Source organism: Streptomyces amritsarensis (genome assembly GCF_001953875.1).
Taxonomy (GTDB): Bacteria; Actinomycetota; Actinomycetes; order Streptomycetales; family Streptomycetaceae; genus Streptomyces; species Streptomyces amritsarensis.
Map to the genome: position 1 here is coordinate 41,983 of NZ_MQUR01000013.1, position 22,817 is coordinate 64,799.

Consider the following 22,817-nt stretch of genomic DNA (forward strand, 5'->3'; position numbering starts at 1 on the left):
GGCGCCGCTGCGGGGCCGCGGCCCCGGCCCTGCGGCGCCTCGACCGCCGACGTCGGGACGCGAAGGCGACATGCCAAGCTGAGGGGTGTGACCGACCTTGCCGAGACCGTCGACCGCGCCTTCGCCGCGGCCCTCTACGCCCAGGACGACGCCGGGCTGGACACCGGGGCCTCGCTGCTCGTCGCCGATTCCCGGCACTGGTCCGGGGTGGGCCGCGAGCTGCTGGCGCGCGGGGAGGCGTACGTGCGGCAGGGCTGGGAGCGGGGCTGGCAGCCGGCCGACGTGCTGCGGCTGGTCCGCCGGGACCTCGACGAGCGGCACCTGCGGATCACCGGGGACCTGATCGCCGCCGAGGCGCGCCGCTACGCGCGGCTCCCGGAGCGCTGGACCGCCGCCGACGTGTGGTGGAAGAGCGACGGGGAGTACGCCGACGCCCTCGCGCGGCGGGAGCGGGCCGACCGGTTCACGCTGGCCACCGCCTTCCTGGAGGTGCTGCGGCTGCTCATCCGGCTGCCGTCGATCGAGCCGGTGGGTCCGCTGCCCGGCGATCCGGTCGACGCCCTCGCCGAACACGCCCACATCGAGCCCCGCATGCTGGGCCGGATCCGGGCCCTGCTCGCCAAGGCCGAGGCGACCACCTACCCGGACGAGGCCGAGGCGCTGAGCGCGAAGGCCCAGGAGCTGATGGCCCGGCACACCGTGGACGAGGCGCTGCTCGCGGCGAGCGGCAAAGGCCCCGCCCAGGTGCCGGCGGCCTGCCGGATCGGTGTCGAGCCGCCGTACGAGGAGGCGAAGGCGGTCCTGCTCGACGCGGTGGCCACCGCCAACCGCTGCCGGGCGGTGTGGAACAGCGCCTTCGAGTTCTCCACGGTGGTCGGCTTCGAGAGCGACCTGGAGGCGGTCGAACTGCTCTACACCTCGCTCCTGGTGCAGGGAACGGCCGCGATGACCCGCGCGGAGGCCGCGCAGCGGTCGGGGGGACGCAAGCGGACCAAGACCTTCAGGCAGTCCTTCCTGCTGGCCTACGCGAGCCGGCTCGGCCACCGGCTCGCCGAGACCGCCGAGCACGCGGCGGCCGAGGCCCCGGACAACCTCCCGGCCCTGGTGGCCCGCGACGTGGCGGTCACCTCCCGGGCGGAGGAGATGTTCCCGCGGACCACCACCACCCGGCTGCGCGGCGCCACCGACCACGCGGGCTGGGAGGACGGCACGGCGGCCGCCGACCGGGCCCACATGGGCGGCCGCCGCCGCCCGCTGCCCTAGGCCGCGTCGTCGGCCGCGGCGTCGTGTCGTCCGCGCGCCGGGCCCGGCCGGGACGAGGACGGACCTGTCTGTGATCACCGGAACACCCCGCGTGCACGTGCATCTGCGCATGCAGCAGCTGGTGAACAGAGCTATGATCCGGTGGAGTTGACATCTGCACTATCGGGGGCTTCCTGTGGACCACGCGTACAACGGGATGGCAGCTGCAGAACTCGCTTCCTTGTTTGAGCTGACGTGGCAGAAGAGCAGACACAGCAACTCGCAGGGTTCCTGCGTGGAGTTCGCGAAGCTGCCGGGAGGCGACGTCGCCATGCGCAATTCGCGCTTCCCGGACGGACCGGCTCTCGTCTACACACCGGCCGAGATAGAGGCCCTGCTCCTGGGCGTCAAGGACGGCGAGTTCGATCACCTGATCGGCTGACGGAACAGCGCACTGATCGAGCCATGCACGTGCACTGGCCGGGACCGATCGCAGTGATCGGTCCCGGCCAGTCGTCCGGTATGCGCGGCGTGCGGGCGCGGCTCAGTCGTGGAGCAGGAACAGCGCCCAGACCACCTTGCCGGTGAGCCGCCCCGCGAGCGGGTGCCAGCCCCAGCTGTCGCTGTACGAGTCCACCAGGAACAGCCCGCGCCCGGACTCCAGGTCGATGTTCTCCTCGGTCCGCTCCGGCGAGAACGCCCCGCCGGGCCGGTCCTCGCTGGGATCGCGCACCGCGCACACCAGCCGGGTGCTCCACCGCATCAGGTGCAGCCGCACCGGCGGCTCCGGTTCGGCCTCCGGCCCCCGCAACTCCTCGGGCAGGGCGTGCCGCAGGGCGTTGGTGACGAGCTCGGAAACGACCAGTGCCACATCGTCGAAGCGCTCATCGAGGCCCCACTGGGACAGCGTCGAGCGGGTGAAAGTGCGCGCGCCCCGCACCGCGTCGAACCGTGCGGGCAGAGCGCAGGAGGCGGACCCGGAGACAGCCGTGGGGTCGACCGGGGGAAGCCCCTGCCGTAACGGCTCGAGCATGGTCGATCCATTCGTCCCCATGCGAGGCACTCCCGGGATTCGCGGACGAAGCGGTGGCTTGTGTCCAAAGAGAACTGCGGGGTGGGTCCCGCGCCGGCGCGAAGAGCACGCAGGTGCGCGGGGACCATCGTTCCGAATGCTCGGGCCGGATGCAAGGGCAGATGCACGTGCACGCGCCGGACCTGTCCGCTCACGTGACGGTTCTTGCTCATTTCTTCCTACGCATACTTACGGACTTCTTTTCCCGGAGACGGGATTCCGTTACAGAACGAGTACGGCCCGATGCGTTTTGGTGGCAGACTGCGGCCCCTGGGGTGCGGGGGCCCCGAGCACGCGCACACCACGCGCACGCCAATGCGATGGGGAGGGCAGTACTAGTGACCGCAGAAGCAAGCGGTTCTGTGGTGCGCCGCATCCTCCTGGGCTCCCAGCTCAGGCGACTCCGAGAATCCCGCGGCATCACCCGTGAGGCGGCCGGCTACTCGATCCGCGCATCCGAATCGAAGATCAGCCGCTTGGAGTTGGGAAGGGTGAGCTTCAAGGCACGGGACGTGGAGGACCTCCTCACGCTCTACGGAGTCACGGACAGCACCGAGCGCGAGTCCCTGCTGGGACTGGTCCGCGAGGCCAACGCGACCGGCTGGTGGCACAGTTACGGCGACGTGCTGCCGGGCTGGTTCCAGACGTACATCGGGCTGGAGGGTGCCGCGTCGCTCATCCGGATCTACGAGGTGCAGTTCGTCCACGGCCTGCTGCAGACCGAGGCCTACGCCCACGCCGTCGTCAGCCGCGGCATGCCCGGCGCCACCGCCGCCGAGATCGACCGCCGTGTCGCGCTGCGCCTGGAGCGGCAGAAGGTGCTCGTCTCCGAGAGCGCCCCCGTCTTCCACGCCGTCCTCGACGAGGCCGCGCTGCGCCGCCCGTACGGCGACCGCAACGTCATGCGCGGACAGCTGGAGCACCTCATCGAGATCTCCGAGCGGCCCAACGTGCAGCTCCAGGTGATGCCCTTCTCCTTCGGCGGACACGCGGGCGAGAGCGGAGCCTTCACCCTGCTGCGCTTCCCCGAGTCCGACCTCCAGGACATCGTCTATCTGGAACAGCTCACCAGCGCGCTCTACCTGGACAAGGACGAGGAAGTGGGGCAGTACGAGCGGGCGATGGAGCGGCTCCAGGCCGACTGCCCCGATCCCGACCGGACCCGGGATCTTCTCCGCGGCCTACTCCAACTGTCTTGATCCGCACGTAGTATGACGTCTGATCAGTGCATGATGACCGATCGGTCTCCGGTGCAGCGCACGGGTGCGCGCTCGCAGTAAGGGATGGCATGTCCATATTCAGCGACCTCGCTCACCAGTACATAGACGGCGAATGGCTGGCCGGCAACGGTTCGTGGGACATCATCGACGTCAACCCGTACAACGGGGAGAAGCTCGCGGCCATCACCGTGGCCACCGTCGAGCAGGTGGACCAGGCGTACCGCGGCGCCGAGCGCGCCCAGCGGGAGTGGGCGGCGACCAGCCCGTACATCAGACGCGCGGTCCTGGAGCGCGCCCTGCGGATCACCGAGGAGCGCGAGAAGGAGATCGTCGAGGCGATGATCGACGAGCTCGGCGGGACCCGTCCCAAGGCCGAGTACGAGGTCCGCCTCGCGATGGAGTTCATCCGCGAGTCGCTCCAGCTGGCCGTCCGCCCGGAAGGAAGGATCCTGCCCTCCCCGGTGGAGGGCAAGGAGAACCGCGTCCAGCGGCTGCCCGTCGGCGTCGTCACCGTGATCAGCCCCTTCAACTTCCCCTTCCTGGTCACCCTGAAGTCCGTCGCGCCGGCCCTGGCCCTGGGCAACGCCGTCGTCGTCAAGCCGAACCAGAACGCCCCCGTCGTGGGCGGCGGGGTGATAGCCAAGATCTTCGAGGACGCCGGGCTCCCGGCCGGCCTGCTGAACGTGCTGGTCACCGACATCGCCGAGATAGGCGACGCGCTCCTGACGCACCCCGTCCCCAAGGTCATCTCCTTCGCCGGCTCGGACCGCGTCGGCCGGCACGTCGGCGCGGTCGCCGCGCGCCACTTCAAGCGCACGGTCCTGGAGCTCAGCGGCAACAGCGCGCTCGTCGTCCTCGACGACGCGGACCTCGACTACGCGGTGGACGCGGCCGTCTTCAGCCGCTTCGTCTACCAGGGCCAGGTCTGCATGGCCGCCAACCGGATCCTGGTCGACGCCTCCGTCGCCGAGGAGTTCACCGAGAAGTTCACCGCCCGCGTACGGGGCCTGAAGACGGGCGACCCGCACGAGGCCGACACCCACATCGGCCCGCTGATCAACTCCTTCCAGGCCGACGCCCTGACCGCCCTCGTCGACCAGGCCGTGAAATCCGGCGCCCAGGCACTCGTACGGGGGTCTACGCGCGGCAACCTGGTCGAGCCGACGGTGCTCGCCGGGATCCCCGAGGACTCCCCGCTGCTGGGTCAGGAGATCTTCGGCCCGGTGGCCCTGCTGGTGGTCTTCGACGGCGAGGACGAGGCCGTACGGCTGGCCAACGCGACCCCCTACGGGCTCAGCGGCGCCGTGCACACCCGGGACGTCGAGCGGGGCGTCCGCTTCGCCCAGCGGATCGAGACGGGGATGATCCACGTCAACGACTCCACGATCGGGGACGAGCCGCTGGCCGCGTTCGGCGGGGAGAAGGCGTCGGGCCTGGGCCGGCTCAACGGCGAGGCCACGGTCGAGGCGTTCACCACCCAGAAGTGGATCTCCGTACAGCACGGCCGGACTGCCTTCCCGTTCTGATCGAGGGTCCCGGCACCCTGGGCGGTGTCCGGCGGATCAGGGTCGAAGACCCCCTAGACTCGACCGGGCGTAGGCAGCCGCCCGGGGGAGATCGAGTTGAGCAACATACCGGAGACCGGCCGGACCCCTCGGGTCCAGAACCGGCTCGTGGTCATCCAGGTCGTGGTCTTCTCCCTCCTGCTCACGCTGGGCGGACGGCTCTGGTACCTCCAGATCCGCAACGGCACGGAATACACCGACGAGGCGAAGAACAACCACGTCCAGCAGGTGGTCCAGCCGGCCGTACGCGGCTCGATCCTCGACTCGCGCGGGGTCCCGCTCGCCGACAACGCCACGCACCTGGTGGTCTCCGCCAGCCGCACCGAGCTGCTGACCATGAAGGACAAGGGCAAGTCCGTCCTGACCCGGCTCGCCGGGGTCCTGGGCATGGACCCCCAGGAGGTCATCGACAAGGTCCGGCTCTGCGACTCCAAGACCAAGCAGCCCTGCTGGAACGGCTCCCCCTACCAGCCGATCCCGGTCAGCGACGAGGCGACCACGGAGCAGGCGCTGCAGATCCGCGAGCACCCCGAGGACTTCCCGGGCATCACGGCCGAGGCGACCGCGCTGCGCCGCTACGCGGGCCCGGACGGGGCCAACACCTCCCAGGTGCTGGGCTACCTCTCCCCGGTCACCGACGAGGAGATCGCCAAGGCGAAGAAGACCGACTCCCCGTACCTGCGCTCCGACCAGGTGGGCCGCTCCGGCCTGGAGCGCACCTACGACAAGGAGCTGCGCGGCAAGGCCGGCATCACCCGCTACGAGGTGGACAACCTCGGGCGCGTCATCGGGCAGGGCCGGACCGACCCGGCGCAGCCCGGCTCGAACATCGTGACCTCGATCGACTCCCGCGTGCAGGCGGTCGCCGAGCGCGAGCTGAACAACGCGATGATCGACGCCCGCAAGGTGCACGACAGGAACACCGGTCGCACCTACGAGGCCGACTCGGGCGCGGTCGTGGTGATGGAGACCAAGACGGGGCGGATCGTGGCGATGGCCTCGAACCCGACCTACGACCCGAACGCCTGGGTCGGCGGCATCTCGGCGAAGGACTACGCCTCCCTCACCGACAAGGAGTCCAACTACCCGCTGCTGAACCGGGCGATCCAGGGGCAGGCGGCGCCGGGCTCCGTCTTCAAGGTGGTCACCTCGACCGCCGCGGTCAACGCCGGCTACCCCTTCAACAACCGCTACCCCTGCCCCAGCTCGTACTCGGTGGGCAATCAGACCTTCACGAACTTCGAGTCGCAGGGCCACGGCGACATCACCATCGGCCGTGCCCTGGAGGTCTCCTGCGACACCGTCTACTACCTGATCGCGGACCAGGAGTGGAAGAAGGACGGCGGCATCAAGCCGAAGAAGGACCCGAACGACTGGTTCTTCAAGACGGCCCACGCGTTCGGTCTGGGCAAGCGCACCGGCATCGACCTGCCCAACGAGGTGCCCGGCCGGATCCCCGACCGCAAGTGGAAGCAGGACTTCTTCGACGCCAACAAGGACGCCTGGTGCCGGGACGGCAAGAAGAACGGCAGCTTCGCCGAGAAGATCGCCTACGAGAACTGCCGCCAGGGCAACCAGCTGCGCGAGGGTGACGCCATCAACTACTCGATCGGGCAGGGCGACACCCTCGTCACCCCGCTGCAGATGGCGTCGGTGTACGCGGCCATCGCCAACGGCGGCACCCTGCACCAGCCGAGCGTCGGCAAGGCGATCGTGAGCGCCGACGGCACGTCGGTGAAGGAGATCGCCCCCAAGGAGACCGGCAGGCTCCCGATGGACGCCAGGACGCGCGACAACATCGACAGGGCCCTCGCCGGCGTGGCCACCGACGGCAGCGCCGCCTGGCGCTTCGGCGGCTGGCCGCAGAAGCAGATCCCGATGCACGCCAAGACCGGCACGGCCGAGGTCCAGGGCAAGCAGACCACCTCGTGGTTCGCCTCGTACACAGAGGACTACGCGATCGTCATGACGATCTCCCAGGGCGGCACCGGCTCCGGGGCCTCCGGACCGGCCGTCCGCAAGATCTACGAGGCGATGTACGGGCTCGACCCGACGGGCCGGCAGGACCTCGCCAAGGCGCTGCTGCCGAAGCCCGCCACGGCGCTGCCCGCGATCCGGCCGGACGACGAGATCTCTGCGAACGGAGCCGCGAACTAGGACAGGATCTGACCGCATCGGTCCGTAGCGTAGGAGGTGTCGGGGGAGAGGCCCCCGGCGAAACCCCACGCAGAGGCGGTCCGGTCATGGCCCAGATGTCCCCCGAGGTCCTTGGTGACGAGCGCGGCACGCTCCTCGCCTTCGTCGAGGCCCAGCGCGCGGCGGTCCGCGAGACGCTCCGCGGGCTCGACGAGGAGCGGGCGGCGAGCCGCCCGAGCGCCAGCGAGCTCAGCCTGTCCGGGCTGCTCAAGCACGTGGCGGAGGTCGAGCTGAACTGGCTGCGGCTGGCCCAGCAGCGGCCGAACGAGCGGATGCGAGACGAGGCGAGCTACGGCGACAGCTTCCGCCTCGTCGAGGGCGAGTCCATCCCGTCCGTCCTGGCCTTCTGGGACGGGGTCCGGCAGGAGACCGAGGCGTACGTGGCCTCCGTGGCGAGCCTGGACGAGACGTTCCCGCTGCCGCCGGCGCCGTGGTTCCCCAAGGACGCCAAGGTGTCGGTCCGCTGGATGCTGCTGCACCTGGTGGAGGAGTTCGCCCGGCACGCGGGCCACGCGGACATCGTCCGCGAATCCATCGACGGCACCAAGGCGATGGGCTAGAAGCCGCCCGATCGGACTTGCACCTCACGCGGCGTGAGGAACCACAGTGGAGGGCGTACCCGAGCAGAGGAGGGAAGAAGTGGGCTTCTCCGTGGGCCAGGTCGCCGGTTTCGCCGGGGTCACGGTGCGCACCCTGCACCACTACGACGAGATCGGGCTGCTCTCCCCGGGCGGCCGCAGCCACGCGGGACACCGGCGGTACGACGACGCCGACCTGGACCGGCTGCAGCGGATCCTGTTCTACCGGGAGCTCGGCTTCCCCCTCGACGAGGTCGCGGTCCTGCTGGACGACCCGGAAGCGGATCCACAGGAGCATCTGCGCCGGCAGCATGCCCTGCTGACCGACCGGATCGCCCGGCTCCAGCAGATGGCCAAGGCCGTTGAGCACGCCATGGAGGCGCAGAAGATGGGCATCAACCTCACGCCCGAGGAGAAGTTCGAGGTCTTCGGGGAACAGGACCCGGAGCGGTACGCGCAGGAGGCCGAGGAACGCTGGGGCGAGAGCGCGGCGTACGCCGAGTCGCAGCGCCGCGCGGCCTCGTACACCAAGGACGACTGGCAGCGGATGCGGGACGAGGCCGCCGAGTGGGGCCGCCGGTACGCCGCGGCCCTGGAGGCGGGCGAGCCCGCCGACGGCGAGCGGGCGATGGACCTGGCCGAGGAGCACCGCCTGCACATCCACAGATGGTTCTACGACTGCCCGTACGAGATGCACACCTGCCTCGGCGAGATGTACGTGGCGGACGAGCGCTTCACCGCGTTCTACGACGCGATGATGCCGGGCATGGCCGTGCACCTGCGCGACGCGATCCTCGCGAACGGCGTGCGCAAGGTATAAAGCGGAATGTCACGCGCACGACCCCGCCGGTACCTGGAACCGGGCGGGGGTCGTGTGCGTTGATAATTGAAACCGCCCCCATCGGCATTTCCCCTCGATCCAGGAGAGCCCGGAACCCGTGTATACGCTTGCGCTCGGCCCTGAGTGGCTGTCCCCGGACTACCTGATCTCGCACTTCGGCCTGATCGGCATCCTGGTCATCGTCTTCGCCGAGTCGGGTCTCTTCGCCTTCCTGCCCGGCGACTCCCTGCTCTTCACCGCGGGCCTCCTGGTCGCGGACGGGCAGTACATCAAGCAGCCGCTGTGGCTGGTCTGCACCCTGATCGTCGCCGCCGCCATCATCGGCGACCAGGTCGGCTACATGATCGGCAAGTACTTCGGGCCCAAGCTCTTCAACCGGCCGAACTCCAAGCTCTTCAAGCGGGAGAACCTGGACAAGGCGCACGAGTTCATGGAGAAGCACGGCCCCAAGGCCATCGTGCTCGCCCGCTTCGTGCCGATCATCCGCACCTTCGCCCCGATGGTCGCGGGCGCCGGCGCGATGAAGTACCGCACCTTCCTGACCTACAACATCATCGGCGGTATCGGCTGGGGCGCGGGCGTCACCGTCGCGGGCTACTGGCTCGGCCAGATCGAGTTCATCAAGACCAACATCGAGCCGATCCTCGTCGGCATCGTCCTCGTCTCCGTCATCCCGGTGGTCTTCGAGGTCCTGAAGGCCCGCAAGGAGGCCAAGGCGAACGCCGGCCAGGCCCCGGAGCCGGTCGCCGCGGCCGACGGCACCGGCCCGCAGTCCCCGGGCCCGCGCGGGCGCCACGCCAAGCGCTGAGGCCGCACGCAGGACGGCACGTCGAACGGGCCGCACGCCCGCCCCCAAGGGGCAGGGGGTGCGGCCCGCTGCGTGTCCGCGGGGCCGGGCCGGGGCGGCAGGGGGCGGTCAGTAGCCGCGGGTCCGCTTCGCCGCGGCGCGGCCCTTGGCGCTCGCCGCACCGGGGATGCGCATGAACAGCCGGGAGGTCTCCGATCCCAGGTTGACCCCGATCGCGATGGCCAGCGCGATGGCCGCGGCGTTCACCAGGGAGCCCAGGCCCTCGTTGAGCCGGTCCTCGGCGATCAGCAGCAGCCCGTAGTACGTCGCCGAGCCGGGCAGCAGCGGCCCGATGGCGGCCGTGACGTAGGGCAGGGCGGACGCGAAGCGGTAGCGGGAGAAGAGCTGCCCGAAGAGGCCCACCAGCCCGGCAGCGACGCACGTGGACGGCACGGGCGGAATCCCGCCCGCGTAGTGCAGCGCCCCGAACGTCACCCACGCCACCCCGCCGTTGAGGGTCACGATCCACACCGTGGAGCGCTCCTGCTGGAGCAGGATCGCGAAGGTGAAGACGAGCACCATCGACGCCGCGATCTGCACCAGCGGCCGCTGGGTGATCTGCAGGACCTCCTCCGGTTTGGGCGCGGCGCCCAACTGGAGCCCGAGGTAGAGCACGACCAGCACGCCCATGATGATGCCGATGAAGAGGTACATGACCTCCAGGAGCCGGGCGGCCGCGGTGATGTAGAAGCCCGTCAGGCCGTCCTGCACGGCCGCGACCAGGGCCCGCCCCGGCAGCAGCGCGAACAGCCCGCCGGTGATCACGGCGGAGGCCTTGATGTTCTCGATCTCCGCGAGCTTGAGGGCCACCCCGAAGGCGGCCGGCGGCATCGCGGCGACCACGAACTGGTAGAACTCCGGCAGCCCGCGCCCGGCGCACAGCCACGCGAGCCGGTCGCCGAGCACGGCTCCGAGGGCGGCCGCGAAGAAGACCAGCACCCCGCCGCCGACCAGGGTCGAGGCGGCCCCGGCGAGCAGCCCGGCAGCCGCCGTGAGCACCCACGTGGGGTACGGGTGCCGGTTGCGCCGGATCTCGGCGAGGCGCCGGTAGGCCTCCTCCAGCGTGATGTCGGCGTCCGGCGAGCTGATGTCGGCCACCAGCCGGAACACGGCCGCCAGGCGGGTGTAGTCGGTGCCCCGGCGGCGTACGGTCCGGCTCGCCGAGACAGGGTGGTCGACCAGCGACGGCTGGTGCGTGATCGACAGCATGGTGAAGGTGACGGTCGGCTCGCAGCGGTCCAGCCCGTAGGAGCGGGCCACGGCGAACATCGCGGCCTCCACGTCCTCGGAGCCCTCGCCGCCCGACAGCAGCAGCTCGCCGATGCGCAGCGTCAGGTCGAGCACGCGCCCCACGGCGGGCCCCGCCTCGCTCGGCCGCTGCACGAGGTCCGGTACGGGGCGCACGTCGACCGGCATGCGCAGCATCGTGCGCATCCGGTCCTGCCAGGGCGACTCCTTCATCTGGGCGACGGGGAAGCCCTGGCCGGGGGTGTAGGCGGGCGGGGACTGCGCGGCGCTGTAGGTGGCCGGCGCGGCGAAGGCGGAGCCCTCCTGCTCGGGAGGGGCCGGTTCGGTGTGCGGCGGGCGGACGAACTCCGAGGTGGGCTGCTCGTCCTCGGGGACTCCCGGCTCCATGCCGGGAGGCGGCGCGAAGGCGCTGTGCGCCTCGTCGGACTGGGGCTTCCTGTCCTCCGCCCCGTCGGCCTCCGCCACGCGTCCTCCCGTTCGTGATCACCCGGAGTATCAGTATGCGGAACCGTTTCCTCCCCGTCGAAACCTGGTTCTCCGGCCCGGGAACACGACGGCGGGCGGCATCCCCGAGGGGATGCCGCCCGCCATGTCACGGGGGCGCGGGGCAGTGGCCCCGGCCCGTCACCGCCGAGCGTGGGCTCAGTGGTGGCCGCCCTGCGCCTCCAGGCGCTTGTACGAGGCCTCGATCTCGGCCTCGGCCTCGGCGCGGCCGACCCAGTTCGCGCCCTCGACCGACTTGCCCGGCTCCAGGTCCTTGTAGACCTCGAAGAAGTGCTGGATCTCCAGGCGGTCGAACTCGGAGACGTGGTGGATGTCGCGCAGGTGCTCGACACGCGGGTCGGAGGCCGGCACGCACAGCAGCTTGTCGTCGCCGCCCGCCTCGTCCGTCATGCGGAACATGCCGATGGCGCGGCACTTGATCAGGCAGCCCGGGAAGGTGGGCTCGTCAAGGATGACCAGCGCGTCCAGCGGGTCGCCGTCCTCGCCGAGGGTGTTCTCGACGAAGCCGTAGTCGGCCGGGTAGCTGGTCGAGGTGAAGAGGCGACGGTCCAGACGGATCCGGCCGGTCTCGTGGTCCACCTCGTACTTGTTCCGCGAACCCTTGGGGATCTCGATGGTGACGTCGAACTCCACGTCCTGCTCCTCCATGATCAGCTTCATTGCTTCGAGACGGCATTGATTCAACTGCGTGCGCGTCCGGCCCATCCCTGTCGGGTGGGGTGCCATGCTCGCGGCAAGACGCAGTGGTTAAGTGTCCCTCACGCATATGTGTGATCGCGAAAGGGGCTGGTCCGAGGTGCCATTGGTGAAGACGTGGCAGCTCACCGCGGGTGCGGCCGTCGCCGGCCTCGCCCTGTCGGTGGCAGCGGTGGCCGCCGCCGGTCCGTGGGACTCCGGCCAGCGTAAGGCCGAGCGGGACAAGGCCGCCTCCTGGGGCCGTACGGGTGGCGCAGATCACGGTGGCGCGGCCGGCGCCGGGCCCCTTCCGCAGGCCGCACCCAGCGCCCCCGGGGTGCTGGGCGCCGTCGGCCCCGGCGTCCCGCGGGGGCAGGCCGCCGCGGCCGCCCCGTCCGGCACGCTGGCCGCCAGGCTGGGGCCGCTGCTGGCCGACCCGGCACTGGGCACCGTGCGTACCGCCTCCGTCGTGGACACCGCCACCGGGCAGGTGCTCTACGAGTCCGGCGCCCGCAACGCCATGACCCCCGCCTCCACCGTCAAGATCGCCACCGCGGCGGCCGTGCTGGCCGCGCTCGGGCCCGAGCACCGGATCAGGACCACCGTCGTCCCCGGCGCCATCCCCGGCCAGGTCGTCCTCGTCGGCGGCGGCGACCCCTCCCTCACCGCGAAGAAGAAGAGCCCCGCCGGATCCGGCGGCAGCCTCGTCGCCCTCGCCGCCGACGCCGCCCAGGCCCTCAGGGCCGCCGGCACCGAGACGGTGACCCTCGGATACGACGACAGCCTCTACAGCGGCCCCGTGCGGCACCCGATCGGCGTCAACCCCAACATCGCCCCCGTGACCGCCCTGGCGGCCGACGAGGGCCGCCCCGACGACTCCACCTCCGGGCCCGTGGACCGCACCGACGACCCGGCCGGGGCCGCCGCCCGCGCCTTCCGCACCCTGCTGGCCGAACGCGGCATCAAGGTCACCGGGGAACCCGCCCGGGCCAAGGCCGCCGCCGGCGCCCAGCCGCTGGCCGTCACCCAGTCCACCCCGGTGGCCGGACTCGTCGAGCGCATGCTGACCAACAGCGACAACGACATCGCCGAGGCCCTCGCCCGGCAGACCGCCCTCGCCTCCGGCCTGCCCGCCAGCTTCGAAGGGGCCGAGAAGGCCGTCACCGCCCGGCTCACCGGCCTCGGCGTCGACATGACGGGCTCCCGCTTCGCCGACGGCAGCGGCCTCAGCCGCGCCGACAGGGTCAGCGCCGGCCTGCTGACCGGGCTGCTCGCCAAGGCCGCCGACCCCCGGCACCCCGAGCTGCGTCCCGTCCTCACCGGGCTGCCCGTCGCCGGATTCACCGGGACCCTGCGCGCCCGCAACGCGGGCACCTCGCCCGCCGCCGGCCTGGTCCGCGCCAAGACCGGCACCCTCACCGGAGTGAACTCCCTGTCCGGCACCGTCGTCGACTCCACCGGCAGGCTCCTCGCCTTCGCCTTCCTGACCGCCGGCAGCCCCGGCCCCGAGGGCGCCGAGAAAGGCCTCGACAAGCTGGCCGCGGCCGTCGCGGGCGCTCCGTAGGGGGTCCGCCGGACGCCTCGCCCACGTACGGTTGACGCATGACGAGCATCAGTGGTGCGGAGATGGTCGACTGGAACCTCGCGGTGGCGACCGCGACCCGGCTGGTACGGCCCGGCCCGGAGGTCACCCGGGACGAGGCGCGGGCCGTCGTCGCCGAGCTGCGCGGGCACGCCAGGACCTCGGAACGGCACGTGCGCGAGTTCACCCGGATGATCCCCGAGGGGGCCGCCGTCCCCGACACCCCCGTCCTGGTCGTCGACCGGGCCGGCTGGGTCAAGGCCAACGTCGCCGGATTCCGGGAGCTGCTCCTGCCGCTCCTGGGCAAGATGCAGGACCGCCGCGCGAGCGCCCCCGGCGGGGCCGTCCTCGGCGCGGTCGGCGGCAAGGTCACCGGCGTCGAGCTCGGCATGCTGCTGAGCTTCCTGGCCTCCAGGGTCCTGGGACAGTACGAGACCTTCGCCCCCGCCTCCCGCGACCTGCCGGCCGCAGCGGCGGGCGGCAGGCTGCTGCTCGTCGCCCCGAACATCGTGCACGTCGAGCGCGAGCTGGAGGTGGCCCCGCACGACTTCCGGCTGTGGGTCTGCCTGCACGAGGAGACGCACCGTACCCAGTTCACGGCCGTCCCGTGGCTGCGCGCCCACCTGGAAGGCGAAATCCAGACGTTCCTGGGCGCCACCGAAGTGGACCCGATGACCGTCCTGGAACGCATCCGGGACGCCGCGCAGTCCTTCGCCGGCGCCCGCCCGGACGCCGAGCACGGGGACGAGGGCCGCTCCCTCGTCGAGCTCGTGCAGACCCCCGAGCAGCGCGAGATCCTCGGCCGCCTCACCGCCGTCATGTCCCTGCTGGAGGGCCACGCCGACTTCGTCATGGACGGTGTCGGCCCCCAGGTGGTGCCCTCGGTCGCCGAGATCCGCGAGAAGTTCCAGCAGCGCCGCGCCAACGGGGCGGGCCGGCTCGACGCCGCCCTGCGCAAGCTGCTCGGCCTCGACGCCAAGCTGCGCCAGTACCGCGACGGCGAGCGCTTCGTGCGGGCCGTCGTCGGCCAGGTCGGCATGGACGGCTTCAACCGGGTGTGGACCTCCCCGAACACGCTGCCCACCAAGGCGGAGATCGACCGGCCCGCGGACTGGGTGGCCCGCGTCCACGGCAAGGGCGGCGAGGGGGGCGCAGAGGACCGCGAGGGGTGACAGCGCAAGCACGGGCCCGCCGCGCGACGGGGCGCCCGTGCCCGCGCATCCCCCGCCGCTTCCCCCGCGTTCACCCCTGCCACACGCGACGAAGAGGCCTAAACATGTCTCACTGGGGGAAGCAGCATCACCCGTCCGAGGGACCGTGAGCCGTAGAAGGGCGTGCGATGCTCGGGGAACGGCTCGGCTCTGTCACCATCAATGCACTCTGAGTGACATCCTCTCCGTTTCGCGGGGGCGGCCGGGCGAGCGCCCCCCAGCACACCACCCGAAGCCTCCGAGGCATCCGAACTCCATCGAAGGGCACCGGACATGGGTCCCCATCCTGCGGTCGCGGCGATACGCCTGGCGGTCCGCCGCGTACTCCACGACGTCCTCACCGAGCTCACCGACCTCCCCCGGACCCCGTCCGGAGGTATCCCCCGTGCCGACCGTCGCACCGGCGCGGGCACCCCGCCACTCGTGCTCGTCGCCTGCTCCGGCGGCGCCGACTCCATGGCCCTCGCCTCGGCCCTCGCCTTCGAGGCCCCCAAACTCGGCATCCGGGCCGGCGGCGTCACCGTCGACCACGGACTGCAGGACGGCTCCGACCAGCGCGCCGCCGAGGTCGTCACCCGCATGACCGCCCTCGGCCTCGACCCGGTGGAGTCCGTCGCCGTGCGCGTCGGCCGTGACGGCGGCCCCGAAGCCGCTGCCCGCGACGCCCGCTACGGCGCCCTGGACGAGGCCGCCGACCGCCTGGGCGCCGCCGCCGTGCTGCTCGGCCACACCCGGGACGATCAAGCGGAAACCGTCCTGCTGGGACTCGCCCGCGGATCCGGCATCCGCTCGCTCTCCGGCATGCCCGAGGTCTCGCAGGGCCCCGGCGGACCCGGCCGCAGCCACCGCTACCGCCGCCCCTTCCTCCAGGTCGACCGCCAGACCGCGCGCAAGGCGTGCATGGTCCAGTCCCTGGCCGTCTGGGACGACCCGCACAACATGGACCCCGCCTACACCCGCTCCCGCCTGCGCCACGAGGGACTGCCCGCCCTGGAGAAGGCGCTCGGCAAGGGCGTCGTCGAGGCACTCGCCCGCACCGCCCAGCTCTCCCGCGACGACGCCGACGCCCTGGACGCCTGGGCCGCCGAGGCCGACCGCGGCGTACGCGACGAGGACGGCCGCCTGGAGTGCGCCAAGCTGTACGCCCTCCCCCCGGCCGTCCGCCGCCGGGTGCTGCGCAGGGCCGTCGTCGCCGCCGGGTCCCCCGCGGGCTCCCTCTTCGCCCGCCACATCGAGGAAGTGGACCGTCTCATCACCGGATGGCGCGGTCAGGGCGCCATCAACCTGCCCGGCCGGGTGGAGGCCCAGCGGCAGGGTGGCAGACTTGTCATCCGGCAGGGCTGATTGGTGCTGAAACACGGCTGAGTCCTCCGGGGGGCACCCCGGAGCCCCGGCCGACAACGAAAGTGATGCGGGTGGACGAGAAGGACATGGGCAGCGACCTCCAGTCGGTGCTCATCACCAAGGAAGAGATCGACGCGAAGCTGGCCGAGCTGGCCGCGAAGATCGACGCGGAGTACGCGGGCAAGGACCTGCTCATCGTGGGCGTCCTCAAGGGCGCGGTCATGGTGATGGCGGACCTGGCACGCGCCTTGTCCACCCCGCTCACCATGGACTGGATGGCGGTGTCCTCGTACGGCGCCGGGACCCAGTCCTCCGGTGTGGTGCGGATCCTCAAGGACCTGGACACCGACATCAAGGACAAGCACGTCCTGATCGTCGAGGACATCATCGACTCCGGTCTGACGCTGTCCTGGCTGCTGTCGAACCTGGGCTCCCGCCAGCCGGCCTCCCTCGAGGTCGTCACGCTGCTGCGCAAGCCCGAGGCCGCGAAGGTCGCGATCGACGTGAAGTGGGTCGGCTTCGACATCCCCAACGAGTTCGTCGTGGGCTACGGCCTCGACTACGCGGAGAAGTACCGCAACCTGCCGTTCGTCGGCACGCTCGCCCCGCACGTCTACGGCGGCTGACGCCGCGCCGCCCCCGGGCGATCCCCGGCCCGGCCGGGGAACCTGGGGGCGATTCCCGCCGTTGGAGCAGGGGAAGGCGGGTCTGTCACCCGTCCCACGGGCCGCGGGTGACAATTCAGGGGTACATTCCGAAGAACAGTCTTTACTCACACAGCAGCATTTACCTACGGGCAGGAGGGACGGGGTGCCTGGCGCCCCGTATGGATGGACGTGAAGCGATACTTCCGTGGGCCGGTCATGTGGATCGTGCTGGCCGTCCTCGCCGTGGTCGTGTTGATGAATGTCGTCGGCTCCGGCGGCGGCTACAAGTCGGTGGACACCAGCGAGGTCATCAAGGCGATCAACACTGGCCAGGTGGAGACAGCCAAGCTGACCACCGGCGACAGCCAGATGATCAAGATCGAGCTGAGCGAAGGCCAGAAGCTCGGCAAGCACGACGGCACCAAGTTCCAGGCCAACTACATCGGGGATCAGGGCGTCCAGCTCGCCCAGAGCCTCCAGACCAAGTACGACGCCGGTCAGATCCCGGACGGTTACTCCGTCACGCCGGACAAGACCAGCCCGTTCCTGAGCGTGCTGCTCTCGCTCCTGCCCTTCGTCCTCATCGTCGTTGTCTTCCTGTTCCTGATGAACCAGATGCAGGGCGGCGGCTCCCGAGTCATGAACTTCGGGAAGTCCAAGGCCAAGCTCATCACCAAGGACACCCCGAAGACCACGTTCGCCGACGTCGCGGGCTCGGACGAGGCCGTCGAGGAACTCCACGAGATCAAGGAGTTCCTCCAGGAGCCGGCGAAGTTCCAGGCCGTCGGCGCCAAGATCCCCAAGGGCGTGCTCCTCTACGGCCCGCCCGGCACCGGAAAGACCCTGCTGGCGCGTGCCGTCGCGGGCGAGGCCGGTGTTCCCTTCTACTCGATCTCCGGTTCCGACTTCGTCGAGATGTTCGTCGGCGTCGGTGCCTCGCGTGTCCGCGACCTGTTCGAGCAGGCCAAGGCCAACGCCCCGGCGATCGTCTTCGTCGACGAGATCGACGCCGTCGGCCGGCACCGCGGTGCGGGCCTCGGCGGCGGCCACGACGAGCGCGAGCAGACCCTCAACCAGCTGCTCGTCGAGATGGACGGCTTCGACGTGAAGGGCGGCGTCATCCTGATCGCCGCCACGAACCGGCCCGACATCCTCGACCCGGCGCTCCTGCGCCCGGGCCGCTTCGACCGGCAGATCGCGGTCGACCGTCCCGACATGCAGGGCCGTCTGGAGATCCTCAAGGTCCACCAGAAGGGCAAGCCGGTCGCCCCGGACGTCGACCTCTCGGCCGTCGCCCGCCGCACCCCCGGCTTCACCGGTGCCGATCTCTCCAACGTCCTGAACGAGGCCGCGCTCCTCACGGCCCGCTCGGACAAGAAGCTGATCGACAACCACATGCTGGACGAGGCGATCGACCGCGTCGTGGCGGGCCCGCAGAAGCGGACCCGGATCATGTCGGACCGTGAGAAGAAGATCACCGCGTACCACGAGGGCGGCCACGCCCTGGTCGCGGCGGCCTCGCCGAACTCCGACCCGGTCCACAAGATCACGATCCTGTCCCGCGGCCGGGCTCTGGGCTACACCATGGTCCTGCCCGACGAGGACAAGTACTCGACCACGCGCAACGAGATGCTCGACCAGCTGGCGTACATGCTGGGCGGGCGCGCGGCCGAGGAGCTGGTCTTCCACGACCCGACCACGGGCGCGGCGAACGACATCGAGAAGGCCACCGCCACGGCGCGGGCCATGGTCACGCAGTACGGCATGACCGAGCGTCTCGGTGCGATCAAGTTCGGCGGCGACAACACCGAGCCGTTCCTGGGCCGCGAGATGTCGCACCCGCGGGACTACTCGGAAGAGGTCGCGGCGCTGGTCGACGAAGAGGTCAAGAAGCTCATCGAGACCGCGCACAACGAGGCCTGGGAGATCCTCGTCGAGAACCGCGACGTCCTCGACAACCTGGTCCTCGCGCTGCTGGAGAAGGAGACGCTGGGCAAGGAGGAGATCGCCGAGATCTTCTCGACCATCGTCAAGCGTCCGGCCCGCCCCGCGTGGACCGGATCCTCCCGCCGCACCCCCTCCACCCGTCCGCCGGTGCTCTCCCCCAAGGAGCTGCAGCTGACGAACGCGGCGAATGGCATGTCCGCCGTCGCGCCGGTCTCCACGGAGAAGGGCATCGAGGTGGCTCCGGAGGACCGCCCCGAGTAACCGGAGGGTCGACCCACCCGGAATGGAAGCCGCGCCCCCCAGGTTCTAGCCTGGGGGGCGCGGCACATTTGTACGACCGCGTGTGCGGACAGGAACGAGGATGAGATGACCGACCCAGTGACCCTGACCGGTGACGAGGGCAGGATCGGCGAGTTCGACGAGAAGCGCGCGGAGGCGGCGATCCGTGAACTCCTGATCGCGGTCGGCGAGGACCCGGACCGTGAGGGACTCCTGGAGACCCCGGCCCGTGTGGCGCGCGCCTATCGGGAGATATTTGCCGGCCTGTACCAGAAGCCCGAAGAGGTCCTGACGACGACGTTCGACCTGGGTCACGACGAGATGGTCCTCGTGAAGGACATCGAAGTCATGAGTTCATGTGAGCATCATCTGGTCCCGTTCCACGGCGTGGCGCACGTCGGCTACATCCCGTCCACCGACGGCAAGATCACCGGCCTGTCGAAGCTGGCCCGCCTGGTGGACGTCTTCGCCCGCCGCCCCCAGGTGCAGGAGCGCCTGACCACGCAGATCGCGGACTCCCTGATGGAGATCCTGGATCCGCGCGGGGTCATCGTCGTCATCGAGTGCGAGCACATGTGCATGACCATGCGCGGGGTCCGCAAGCCCGGCGCGAAGACCATCACCTCGGCGGTCCGCGGCCAGCTCCGCGACCCCGCCACCCGCAACGAGGCGATGAGCCTGATCATGGCCCGCTGACCGGCGCCCACCCGCCCGGGTTCAGGCCCGGGCGGGGGATTCGGGGGTGGGGTCCTCGTCCTCGGGGAGCTTCAGGACGCGCTCCAGGAAGAGCGCGGCGGCGATGACCGCGATGCCCGCGAGGACGGAGAAGCCGGCGTACCAGGCCTGGTCGCGGCGGGCGGGGACGTCGAGGGAGTCGGTCAGCAGGAAGACCCCCACACCGCCGTACATGCCCGCCACCAGCGCGGCCACCAGCGCACTGGCCTGCCCGAAGACCACCGCGCGGGCCGCCATCAGCGGCTCCACGCCCTTCGCGCCCGGGCGGCGCTCCCGCTGGGCCTTGAGCCGGGCCTTCAGGGACAGCGCCGTGGCCAGCAGCACCACGGCGATGGCCGCCAGGACGATCGGCGCGGCCAGCGGAACGCCCGGCAGGGTGCCGTAGGCGTTCCACAGCCGGGCACCGGCCCAGGACAGGATCCCGGCGACCACGAAGATGCCCGCCAGGATCCCCGGCCTCAGTTGCTTCACTTGCCCGCTCCCCGCCTTCCGCACAGTCCGTCAGCAGTCCACAGGCTAACGACTACTCGGGGAGGTGGAGTTCCAGGTCGGGGCGCGGCGTGACGCCGCTCAGGCCGATTCCGGCCAGGAGGGCGGAGACCGGGCCGCGGCCCGGGAGCTGGGCCTCCGGGTCGATGTCGTGCCAGGGGGCCAGCACGAAGGCGCGCTCGTGGGCGCGGGGGTGCGGGAGGGTGAGGACCGGGTCGTCGCAGACGCGGTCGGCGTACGCCACGATGTCGACGTCGATCGTGCGCGGGCCCCAGCGCTCCTCGCGGACGCGGTCGAACGCCTCCTCGATGGCGTGCCCGCGCTCCAGCAGCGAGGACGGGGGCAGGGTGGTCCTCACCGCGATGACGGCGTTGAGGTACGAGGGCTGCGAGCCGGGCTCGACGCCCCACGGCTCGGTCTCGTAGACGGGGGAGACGGCCTTGACCCGCAGGCCGGGGGTGTCGCCGAGGGCGTCGATGGCGCCCTGGAGGGTCTCCAGCCGGTTGCCGAGGTTCGCGCCGAGCGCGATGACGGCCCCCTTCGGGTTGGACAGGGTCACGTCCGCCGCGTCGACCGTCTCGACGACACAGGCGGGTACCGGCTGGACGGTGGGGTCGCTCTGGGCGTTCAGTCCGTTGTTCATGCGCGGCTCCGGGTGATCGTGATGGTCACGTCGTCGAAGGGGACGGTGATGGGTGCGTCCGGCTTGTGGACGACGACCTCCACCTGCGCCACCGCTTCGTGCTTGAGGCACTGCTGGGCGATCCGCTCGGCCAGGGTCTCGATCAGGTCGACGGGCTCGCCCTGGACGACGTCGACGACTTCTTCCGCGACCACCCCGTAGTGCACGGTCTTCGCCAGGTCGTCCCCGGCCGCCGCGGGGCGGGTGTCGAGGTGCAGCACCAGGTCGACGATGAAGGTCTGGCCTTCCTCGCGTTCCCGGGGGAAGACGCCGTGGTGCCCGCGAGCCTTGAGGCCGCGCAGCGCGACACGATCCACGCGAATCACTCCTGCTTTCGTAGGTGCTTCCGGCCTCGGGGCTGCCCCGGGGCCATGGGCCTGCGCCGAGTGCGGTCGGCGTCGTCCGACTTCGAATTTACCTGCGAAACAGTCCGGTACCCGCCGTAGGGGTCAGGAGGAGGGGTCCTCGTCGTCCTCGTCGGACTCCGTGAGGACGGGAGAACCGTGGTGGGACCAGAGGCGCCAGCCCTCGGATGTGCGTCGGAACACATTCGTGGCGACGACCAGCTGGCCGACGAGCGGGCCGAGCTCTCCGCCGTCCTCGGCGGGGCCGCCGCTGAGGATGTTCTCCGTGCAGGTCACCAGGGCCGTGTCGGCTATGACGGCCACCTTGGTGTCGGTGAGGAAGAACTGGATGTACTCGGTGTGGGACATGATCAGCGCGTACGAGCGCAGTACCTCGCCGCGGCCCGAGAGCACCGGCCAGCCGGGGTGTACGCAGGAGATCTCGTCCTCCAGCCAGAGCGCCGACAGAGCGTCGAAGTCCCCCCGCTCCATTGCCTCGTAGAAGGCCGTGTTGACCTCTTCGACCGCTTCGATGTCGGTTCTGCTCACCGTTCTCCTTGTCGGTCCGTCGATGGGGGTCAGAGTGCCCCTTCCACGGCGCGGGCCACCCGAACCGCGTCGGCGGTCGCCCGTACCTCGTGGACCCGTACGGCCCAGGCGCCCTGGTGGGCGGCGATCGCGGAGACCGCGGCCGTGGCGGCGTCGCGTTCGCGGGCCGGAGGCGGGGCGGCGTCGGCCCCGCCGGCCAGGACCCGGCCGAGGAAGCGCTTGCGTGAGGCGGCGACCAGCAGCGGGAAGCCGAGGGCGCGCAGGTCGGCCATGTGCGCGACCAGGGCCAGGTCGTGCTCGGCGTTCTTCGCGAAGCCGAGGCCGGGGTCGACGAGGAGCCGCTCGGGGGCGATGCCGCCGGCGACGACCGCGTCGATGCGGGCCCGCAGCTCGGCGGTGACCTCGGCGATCACGTCGTCGTAGACGGCGAGGCTGTTCATGTCGGCGCTGAAGCCGCGCCAGTGCATGACCACGAAGGGGACCTCGGCCGCCGCGACGGCCGGGATCATGGCGGGGTCGGCGAGGCCGCCGCTGACGTCGTTGACCAGGGCGGCGCCGGCGTCGACGGCCCGGGCGGCGACGGCCGCGCGCATGGTGTCGACGGAGACGGTGACGCCCTCGGAGGCCAGGCCGCGCACCACGGGGACGACGCGGCGCAGCTCCTCCTCCTCGTCGACGCGGGTGGCGCCGGGGCGGGTGGACTCGCCGCCGACGTCGACGAGGTCGGCGCCCTGGGCGACGAGGTCGAGCCCGCGCTTGACGGCGGCGGTGGTGTCGAACCAGCGGCCGCCGTCGGAGAAGGAGTCGGGGGTCACGTTGACGACGCCCATGACCGCGCAGCGGTCCCAGTCCGGCAGTCCCGCGACCCGGCCCCGGCCGGTGGCTCCGCGCTTCGTGTTCATGGGTCAAGGGTAGGGCTGACCTGGACAGGACAGCTCCTGCCGCGGTTCCCGGGCCGAGCCCGCCCCGCCCCGACCCCGGCTGCGGGACCCGGGTGGGGTACGCCGAAGGCCCGGGCGG

Annotated in this window: 21 protein-coding genes and 1 pseudogene; 14 read left to right on the plus strand and 8 right to left on the minus strand. The window is 71.1% G+C overall.

Annotated features, from left to right (window positions below; translation table 11 throughout):
• Nucleotides 1–87: 87 nt before the first annotated feature.
• The gene (locus AVW11_RS08515) at nucleotides 88–1,263 is read left to right on the plus strand and encodes a DUF2786 domain-containing protein (RefSeq protein ID WP_076043679.1); all 1,176 of its coding nucleotides are present in this window, start codon (nucleotides 88–90) and stop codon (nucleotides 1,261–1,263) included.
• Between the two features lie 175 nt (nucleotides 1,264–1,438).
• A complete protein-coding gene (locus tag AVW11_RS08520; RefSeq protein ID WP_030656519.1) occupies nucleotides 1,439–1,684 on the plus strand; it encodes a DUF397 domain-containing protein in 246 nt (81 codons plus the stop codon).
• Between the two features lie 102 nt (nucleotides 1,685–1,786).
• On the opposite strand, the gene AVW11_RS08525 is transcribed toward AVW11_RS08520, so the two are convergent.
• A complete protein-coding gene (locus AVW11_RS08525; protein ID WP_076043680.1) occupies nucleotides 1,787–2,296 on the minus strand; it encodes an ATP-binding protein in 510 nt (169 codons plus the stop codon).
• Between the two features lie 338 nt (nucleotides 2,297–2,634).
• Between AVW11_RS08525 and AVW11_RS08530 the strand changes: the two genes are divergently transcribed.
• The 6 genes and pseudogenes from AVW11_RS08530 to AVW11_RS08555 all read left to right on the plus strand — a co-directional run.
• Complete coding sequence (locus tag AVW11_RS08530) at nucleotides 2,635–3,513, plus strand: helix-turn-helix domain-containing protein (protein WP_060177001.1); 879 nt, start codon at nucleotides 2,635–2,637, stop codon at nucleotides 3,511–3,513.
• Nucleotides 3,514–3,602: 89 nt separating this feature from the next.
• Nucleotides 3,603–5,060 (plus strand): aldehyde dehydrogenase family protein, encoded by a 1,458-nt coding sequence (locus tag AVW11_RS08535; protein WP_076043681.1) that lies wholly within the window; start codon nucleotides 3,603–3,605, stop codon nucleotides 5,058–5,060.
• Nucleotides 5,061–5,156: 96 nt separating this feature from the next.
• Nucleotides 5,157–7,256, plus strand: coding sequence for a penicillin-binding protein 2 (gene mrdA, locus AVW11_RS08540; protein ID WP_078094816.1), 2,100 nt, complete (start codon nucleotides 5,157–5,159; stop codon nucleotides 7,254–7,256).
• 86 nt (nucleotides 7,257–7,342) lie between these two features.
• Nucleotides 7,343–7,855: a DinB family protein gene (locus tag AVW11_RS08545; RefSeq protein WP_060177000.1), complete on the plus strand. Its 513-nt coding sequence runs from the start codon at nucleotides 7,343–7,345 to the stop codon at nucleotides 7,853–7,855.
• A gap of 79 nt (nucleotides 7,856–7,934) precedes the next feature.
• A complete protein-coding gene (locus AVW11_RS08550; protein ID WP_076043682.1) occupies nucleotides 7,935–8,693 on the plus strand; it encodes a MerR family transcriptional regulator in 759 nt (252 codons plus the stop codon).
• Between the two features lie 118 nt (nucleotides 8,694–8,811).
• Nucleotides 8,812–9,492: pseudogene (locus AVW11_RS08555) on the plus strand (VTT domain-containing protein); the annotation flags it as partial.
• Nucleotides 9,493–9,630: 138 nt separating this feature from the next.
• Here AVW11_RS08555 and AVW11_RS08560 read toward each other — a convergent pair.
• Nucleotides 9,631–11,274: a threonine/serine exporter family protein gene (locus tag AVW11_RS08560; protein ID WP_030845983.1), complete on the minus strand. Its 1,644-nt coding sequence runs from the start codon at nucleotides 11,272–11,274 to the stop codon at nucleotides 9,631–9,633.
• A 177-nt stretch (nucleotides 11,275–11,451) separates the two neighbouring features.
• Nucleotides 11,452–11,946: an inorganic diphosphatase gene (locus AVW11_RS08565; protein WP_030031597.1), complete on the minus strand. Its 495-nt coding sequence runs from the start codon at nucleotides 11,944–11,946 to the stop codon at nucleotides 11,452–11,454.
• Nucleotides 11,947–12,079: 133 nt separating this feature from the next.
• Between AVW11_RS08565 and dacB the strand changes: the two genes are divergently transcribed.
• The 6 genes from dacB to folE all read left to right on the plus strand — a co-directional run bounded on the left by dacB (nucleotide 12,080) and on the right by folE (nucleotide 19,694).
• Complete coding sequence (gene dacB, locus AVW11_RS08570) at nucleotides 12,080–13,552, plus strand: D-alanyl-D-alanine carboxypeptidase/D-alanyl-D-alanine endopeptidase (RefSeq protein ID WP_079250562.1); 1,473 nt, start codon at nucleotides 12,080–12,082, stop codon at nucleotides 13,550–13,552.
• Between the two features lie 38 nt (nucleotides 13,553–13,590).
• Nucleotides 13,591–14,742, plus strand: a complete 1,152-nt coding sequence (locus tag AVW11_RS08575; RefSeq protein ID WP_030845992.1) for a zinc-dependent metalloprotease — start codon at nucleotides 13,591–13,593, stop codon at nucleotides 14,740–14,742.
• Nucleotides 14,743–15,054: 312 nt separating this feature from the next.
• Nucleotides 15,055–16,125: a tRNA lysidine(34) synthetase TilS gene (gene tilS / locus AVW11_RS08580; RefSeq protein ID WP_030845994.1), complete on the plus strand. Its 1,071-nt coding sequence runs from the start codon at nucleotides 15,055–15,057 to the stop codon at nucleotides 16,123–16,125.
• Nucleotides 16,126–16,190: 65 nt separating this feature from the next.
• Nucleotides 16,191–16,751 carry a hypoxanthine phosphoribosyltransferase gene (gene hpt / locus AVW11_RS08585; protein WP_030228417.1) on the plus strand — a complete coding sequence of 187 codons (561 nt, stop codon included), beginning with the start codon at nucleotides 16,191–16,193 and terminating at the stop codon, nucleotides 16,749–16,751.
• Nucleotides 16,752–16,955: 204 nt separating this feature from the next.
• A complete protein-coding gene (gene ftsH / locus AVW11_RS08590; protein ID WP_030845996.1) occupies nucleotides 16,956–18,980 on the plus strand; it encodes an ATP-dependent zinc metalloprotease FtsH in 2,025 nt (674 codons plus the stop codon).
• Nucleotides 18,981–19,085: 105 nt separating this feature from the next.
• Nucleotides 19,086–19,694 carry a GTP cyclohydrolase I FolE gene (folE, locus tag AVW11_RS08595; RefSeq protein ID WP_030845998.1) on the plus strand — a complete coding sequence of 203 codons (609 nt, stop codon included), beginning with the start codon at nucleotides 19,086–19,088 and terminating at the stop codon, nucleotides 19,692–19,694.
• A 21-nt stretch (nucleotides 19,695–19,715) separates the two neighbouring features.
• Here the strand turns inward: folE and AVW11_RS08600 are convergent, their stop codons facing one another.
• The 5 genes from AVW11_RS08600 to folP form a co-directional block, all read right to left on the minus strand.
• Nucleotides 19,716–20,204, minus strand: a complete 489-nt coding sequence (locus AVW11_RS08600; RefSeq protein ID WP_030845999.1) for a DUF3180 domain-containing protein — start codon at nucleotides 20,202–20,204, stop codon at nucleotides 19,716–19,718.
• A gap of 52 nt (nucleotides 20,205–20,256) precedes the next feature.
• Complete coding sequence (gene folK / locus AVW11_RS08605; RefSeq protein WP_030846001.1) at nucleotides 20,257–20,865, minus strand: 2-amino-4-hydroxy-6-hydroxymethyldihydropteridine diphosphokinase; 609 nt, start codon at nucleotides 20,863–20,865, stop codon at nucleotides 20,257–20,259.
• On the minus strand, nucleotides 20,862–21,221 hold the full coding sequence (gene folB, locus AVW11_RS08610; RefSeq protein WP_030010912.1) for a dihydroneopterin aldolase: 360 nt from the start codon (nucleotides 21,219–21,221) through the stop codon (nucleotides 20,862–20,864). The genes folK and folB overlap by 4 nt, the downstream gene beginning before the upstream one ends.
• Nucleotides 21,222–21,353: 132 nt before the next feature.
• Nucleotides 21,354–21,797, minus strand: a complete 444-nt coding sequence (locus AVW11_RS08615) for a nuclear transport factor 2 family protein (RefSeq protein WP_030846003.1) — start codon at nucleotides 21,795–21,797, stop codon at nucleotides 21,354–21,356.
• A 29-nt stretch (nucleotides 21,798–21,826) separates the two neighbouring features.
• On the minus strand, nucleotides 21,827–22,699 hold the full coding sequence (gene folP, locus AVW11_RS08620) for a dihydropteroate synthase (RefSeq protein ID WP_030846005.1): 873 nt from the start codon (nucleotides 22,697–22,699) through the stop codon (nucleotides 21,827–21,829).
• Nucleotides 22,700–22,817: the final 118 nt, after the last annotated feature.

Coding starts and splice junctions, on each gene's coding strand:
- AVW11_RS08525 (WP_076043680.1), bottom strand. CDS start 2,296: ATGGGGACGAATGGATCGACCATGCTCGAGCCGTTACGGCAGGGGCTT.
- AVW11_RS08530 (WP_060177001.1), top strand. CDS start 2,635: ATGGGGAGGGCAGTACTAGTGACCGCAGAAGCAAGCGGTTCTGTGGTG.
- AVW11_RS08535 (WP_076043681.1), top strand. CDS start 3,603: ATGTCCATATTCAGCGACCTCGCTCACCAGTACATAGACGGCGAATGG.
- AVW11_RS08545 (WP_060177000.1), top strand. CDS start 7,343: ATGGCCCAGATGTCCCCCGAGGTCCTTGGTGACGAGCGCGGCACGCTC.
- dacB (WP_079250562.1), top strand. CDS start 12,080: ATGTGTGATCGCGAAAGGGGCTGGTCCGAGGTGCCATTGGTGAAGACG.
- AVW11_RS08575 (WP_030845992.1), top strand. CDS start 13,591: ATGACGAGCATCAGTGGTGCGGAGATGGTCGACTGGAACCTCGCGGTG.
- tilS (WP_030845994.1), top strand. CDS start 15,055: ATGGGTCCCCATCCTGCGGTCGCGGCGATACGCCTGGCGGTCCGCCGC.
- hpt (WP_030228417.1), top strand. CDS start 16,191: ATGCGGGTGGACGAGAAGGACATGGGCAGCGACCTCCAGTCGGTGCTC.
- ftsH (WP_030845996.1), top strand. CDS start 16,956: ATGGACGTGAAGCGATACTTCCGTGGGCCGGTCATGTGGATCGTGCTG.
- folE (WP_030845998.1), top strand. CDS start 19,086: ATGACCGACCCAGTGACCCTGACCGGTGACGAGGGCAGGATCGGCGAG.
- folK (WP_030846001.1), bottom strand. CDS start 20,865: ATGAACAACGGACTGAACGCCCAGAGCGACCCCACCGTCCAGCCGGTA.
- folP (WP_030846005.1), bottom strand. CDS start 22,699: ATGAACACGAAGCGCGGAGCCACCGGCCGGGGCCGGGTCGCGGGACTG.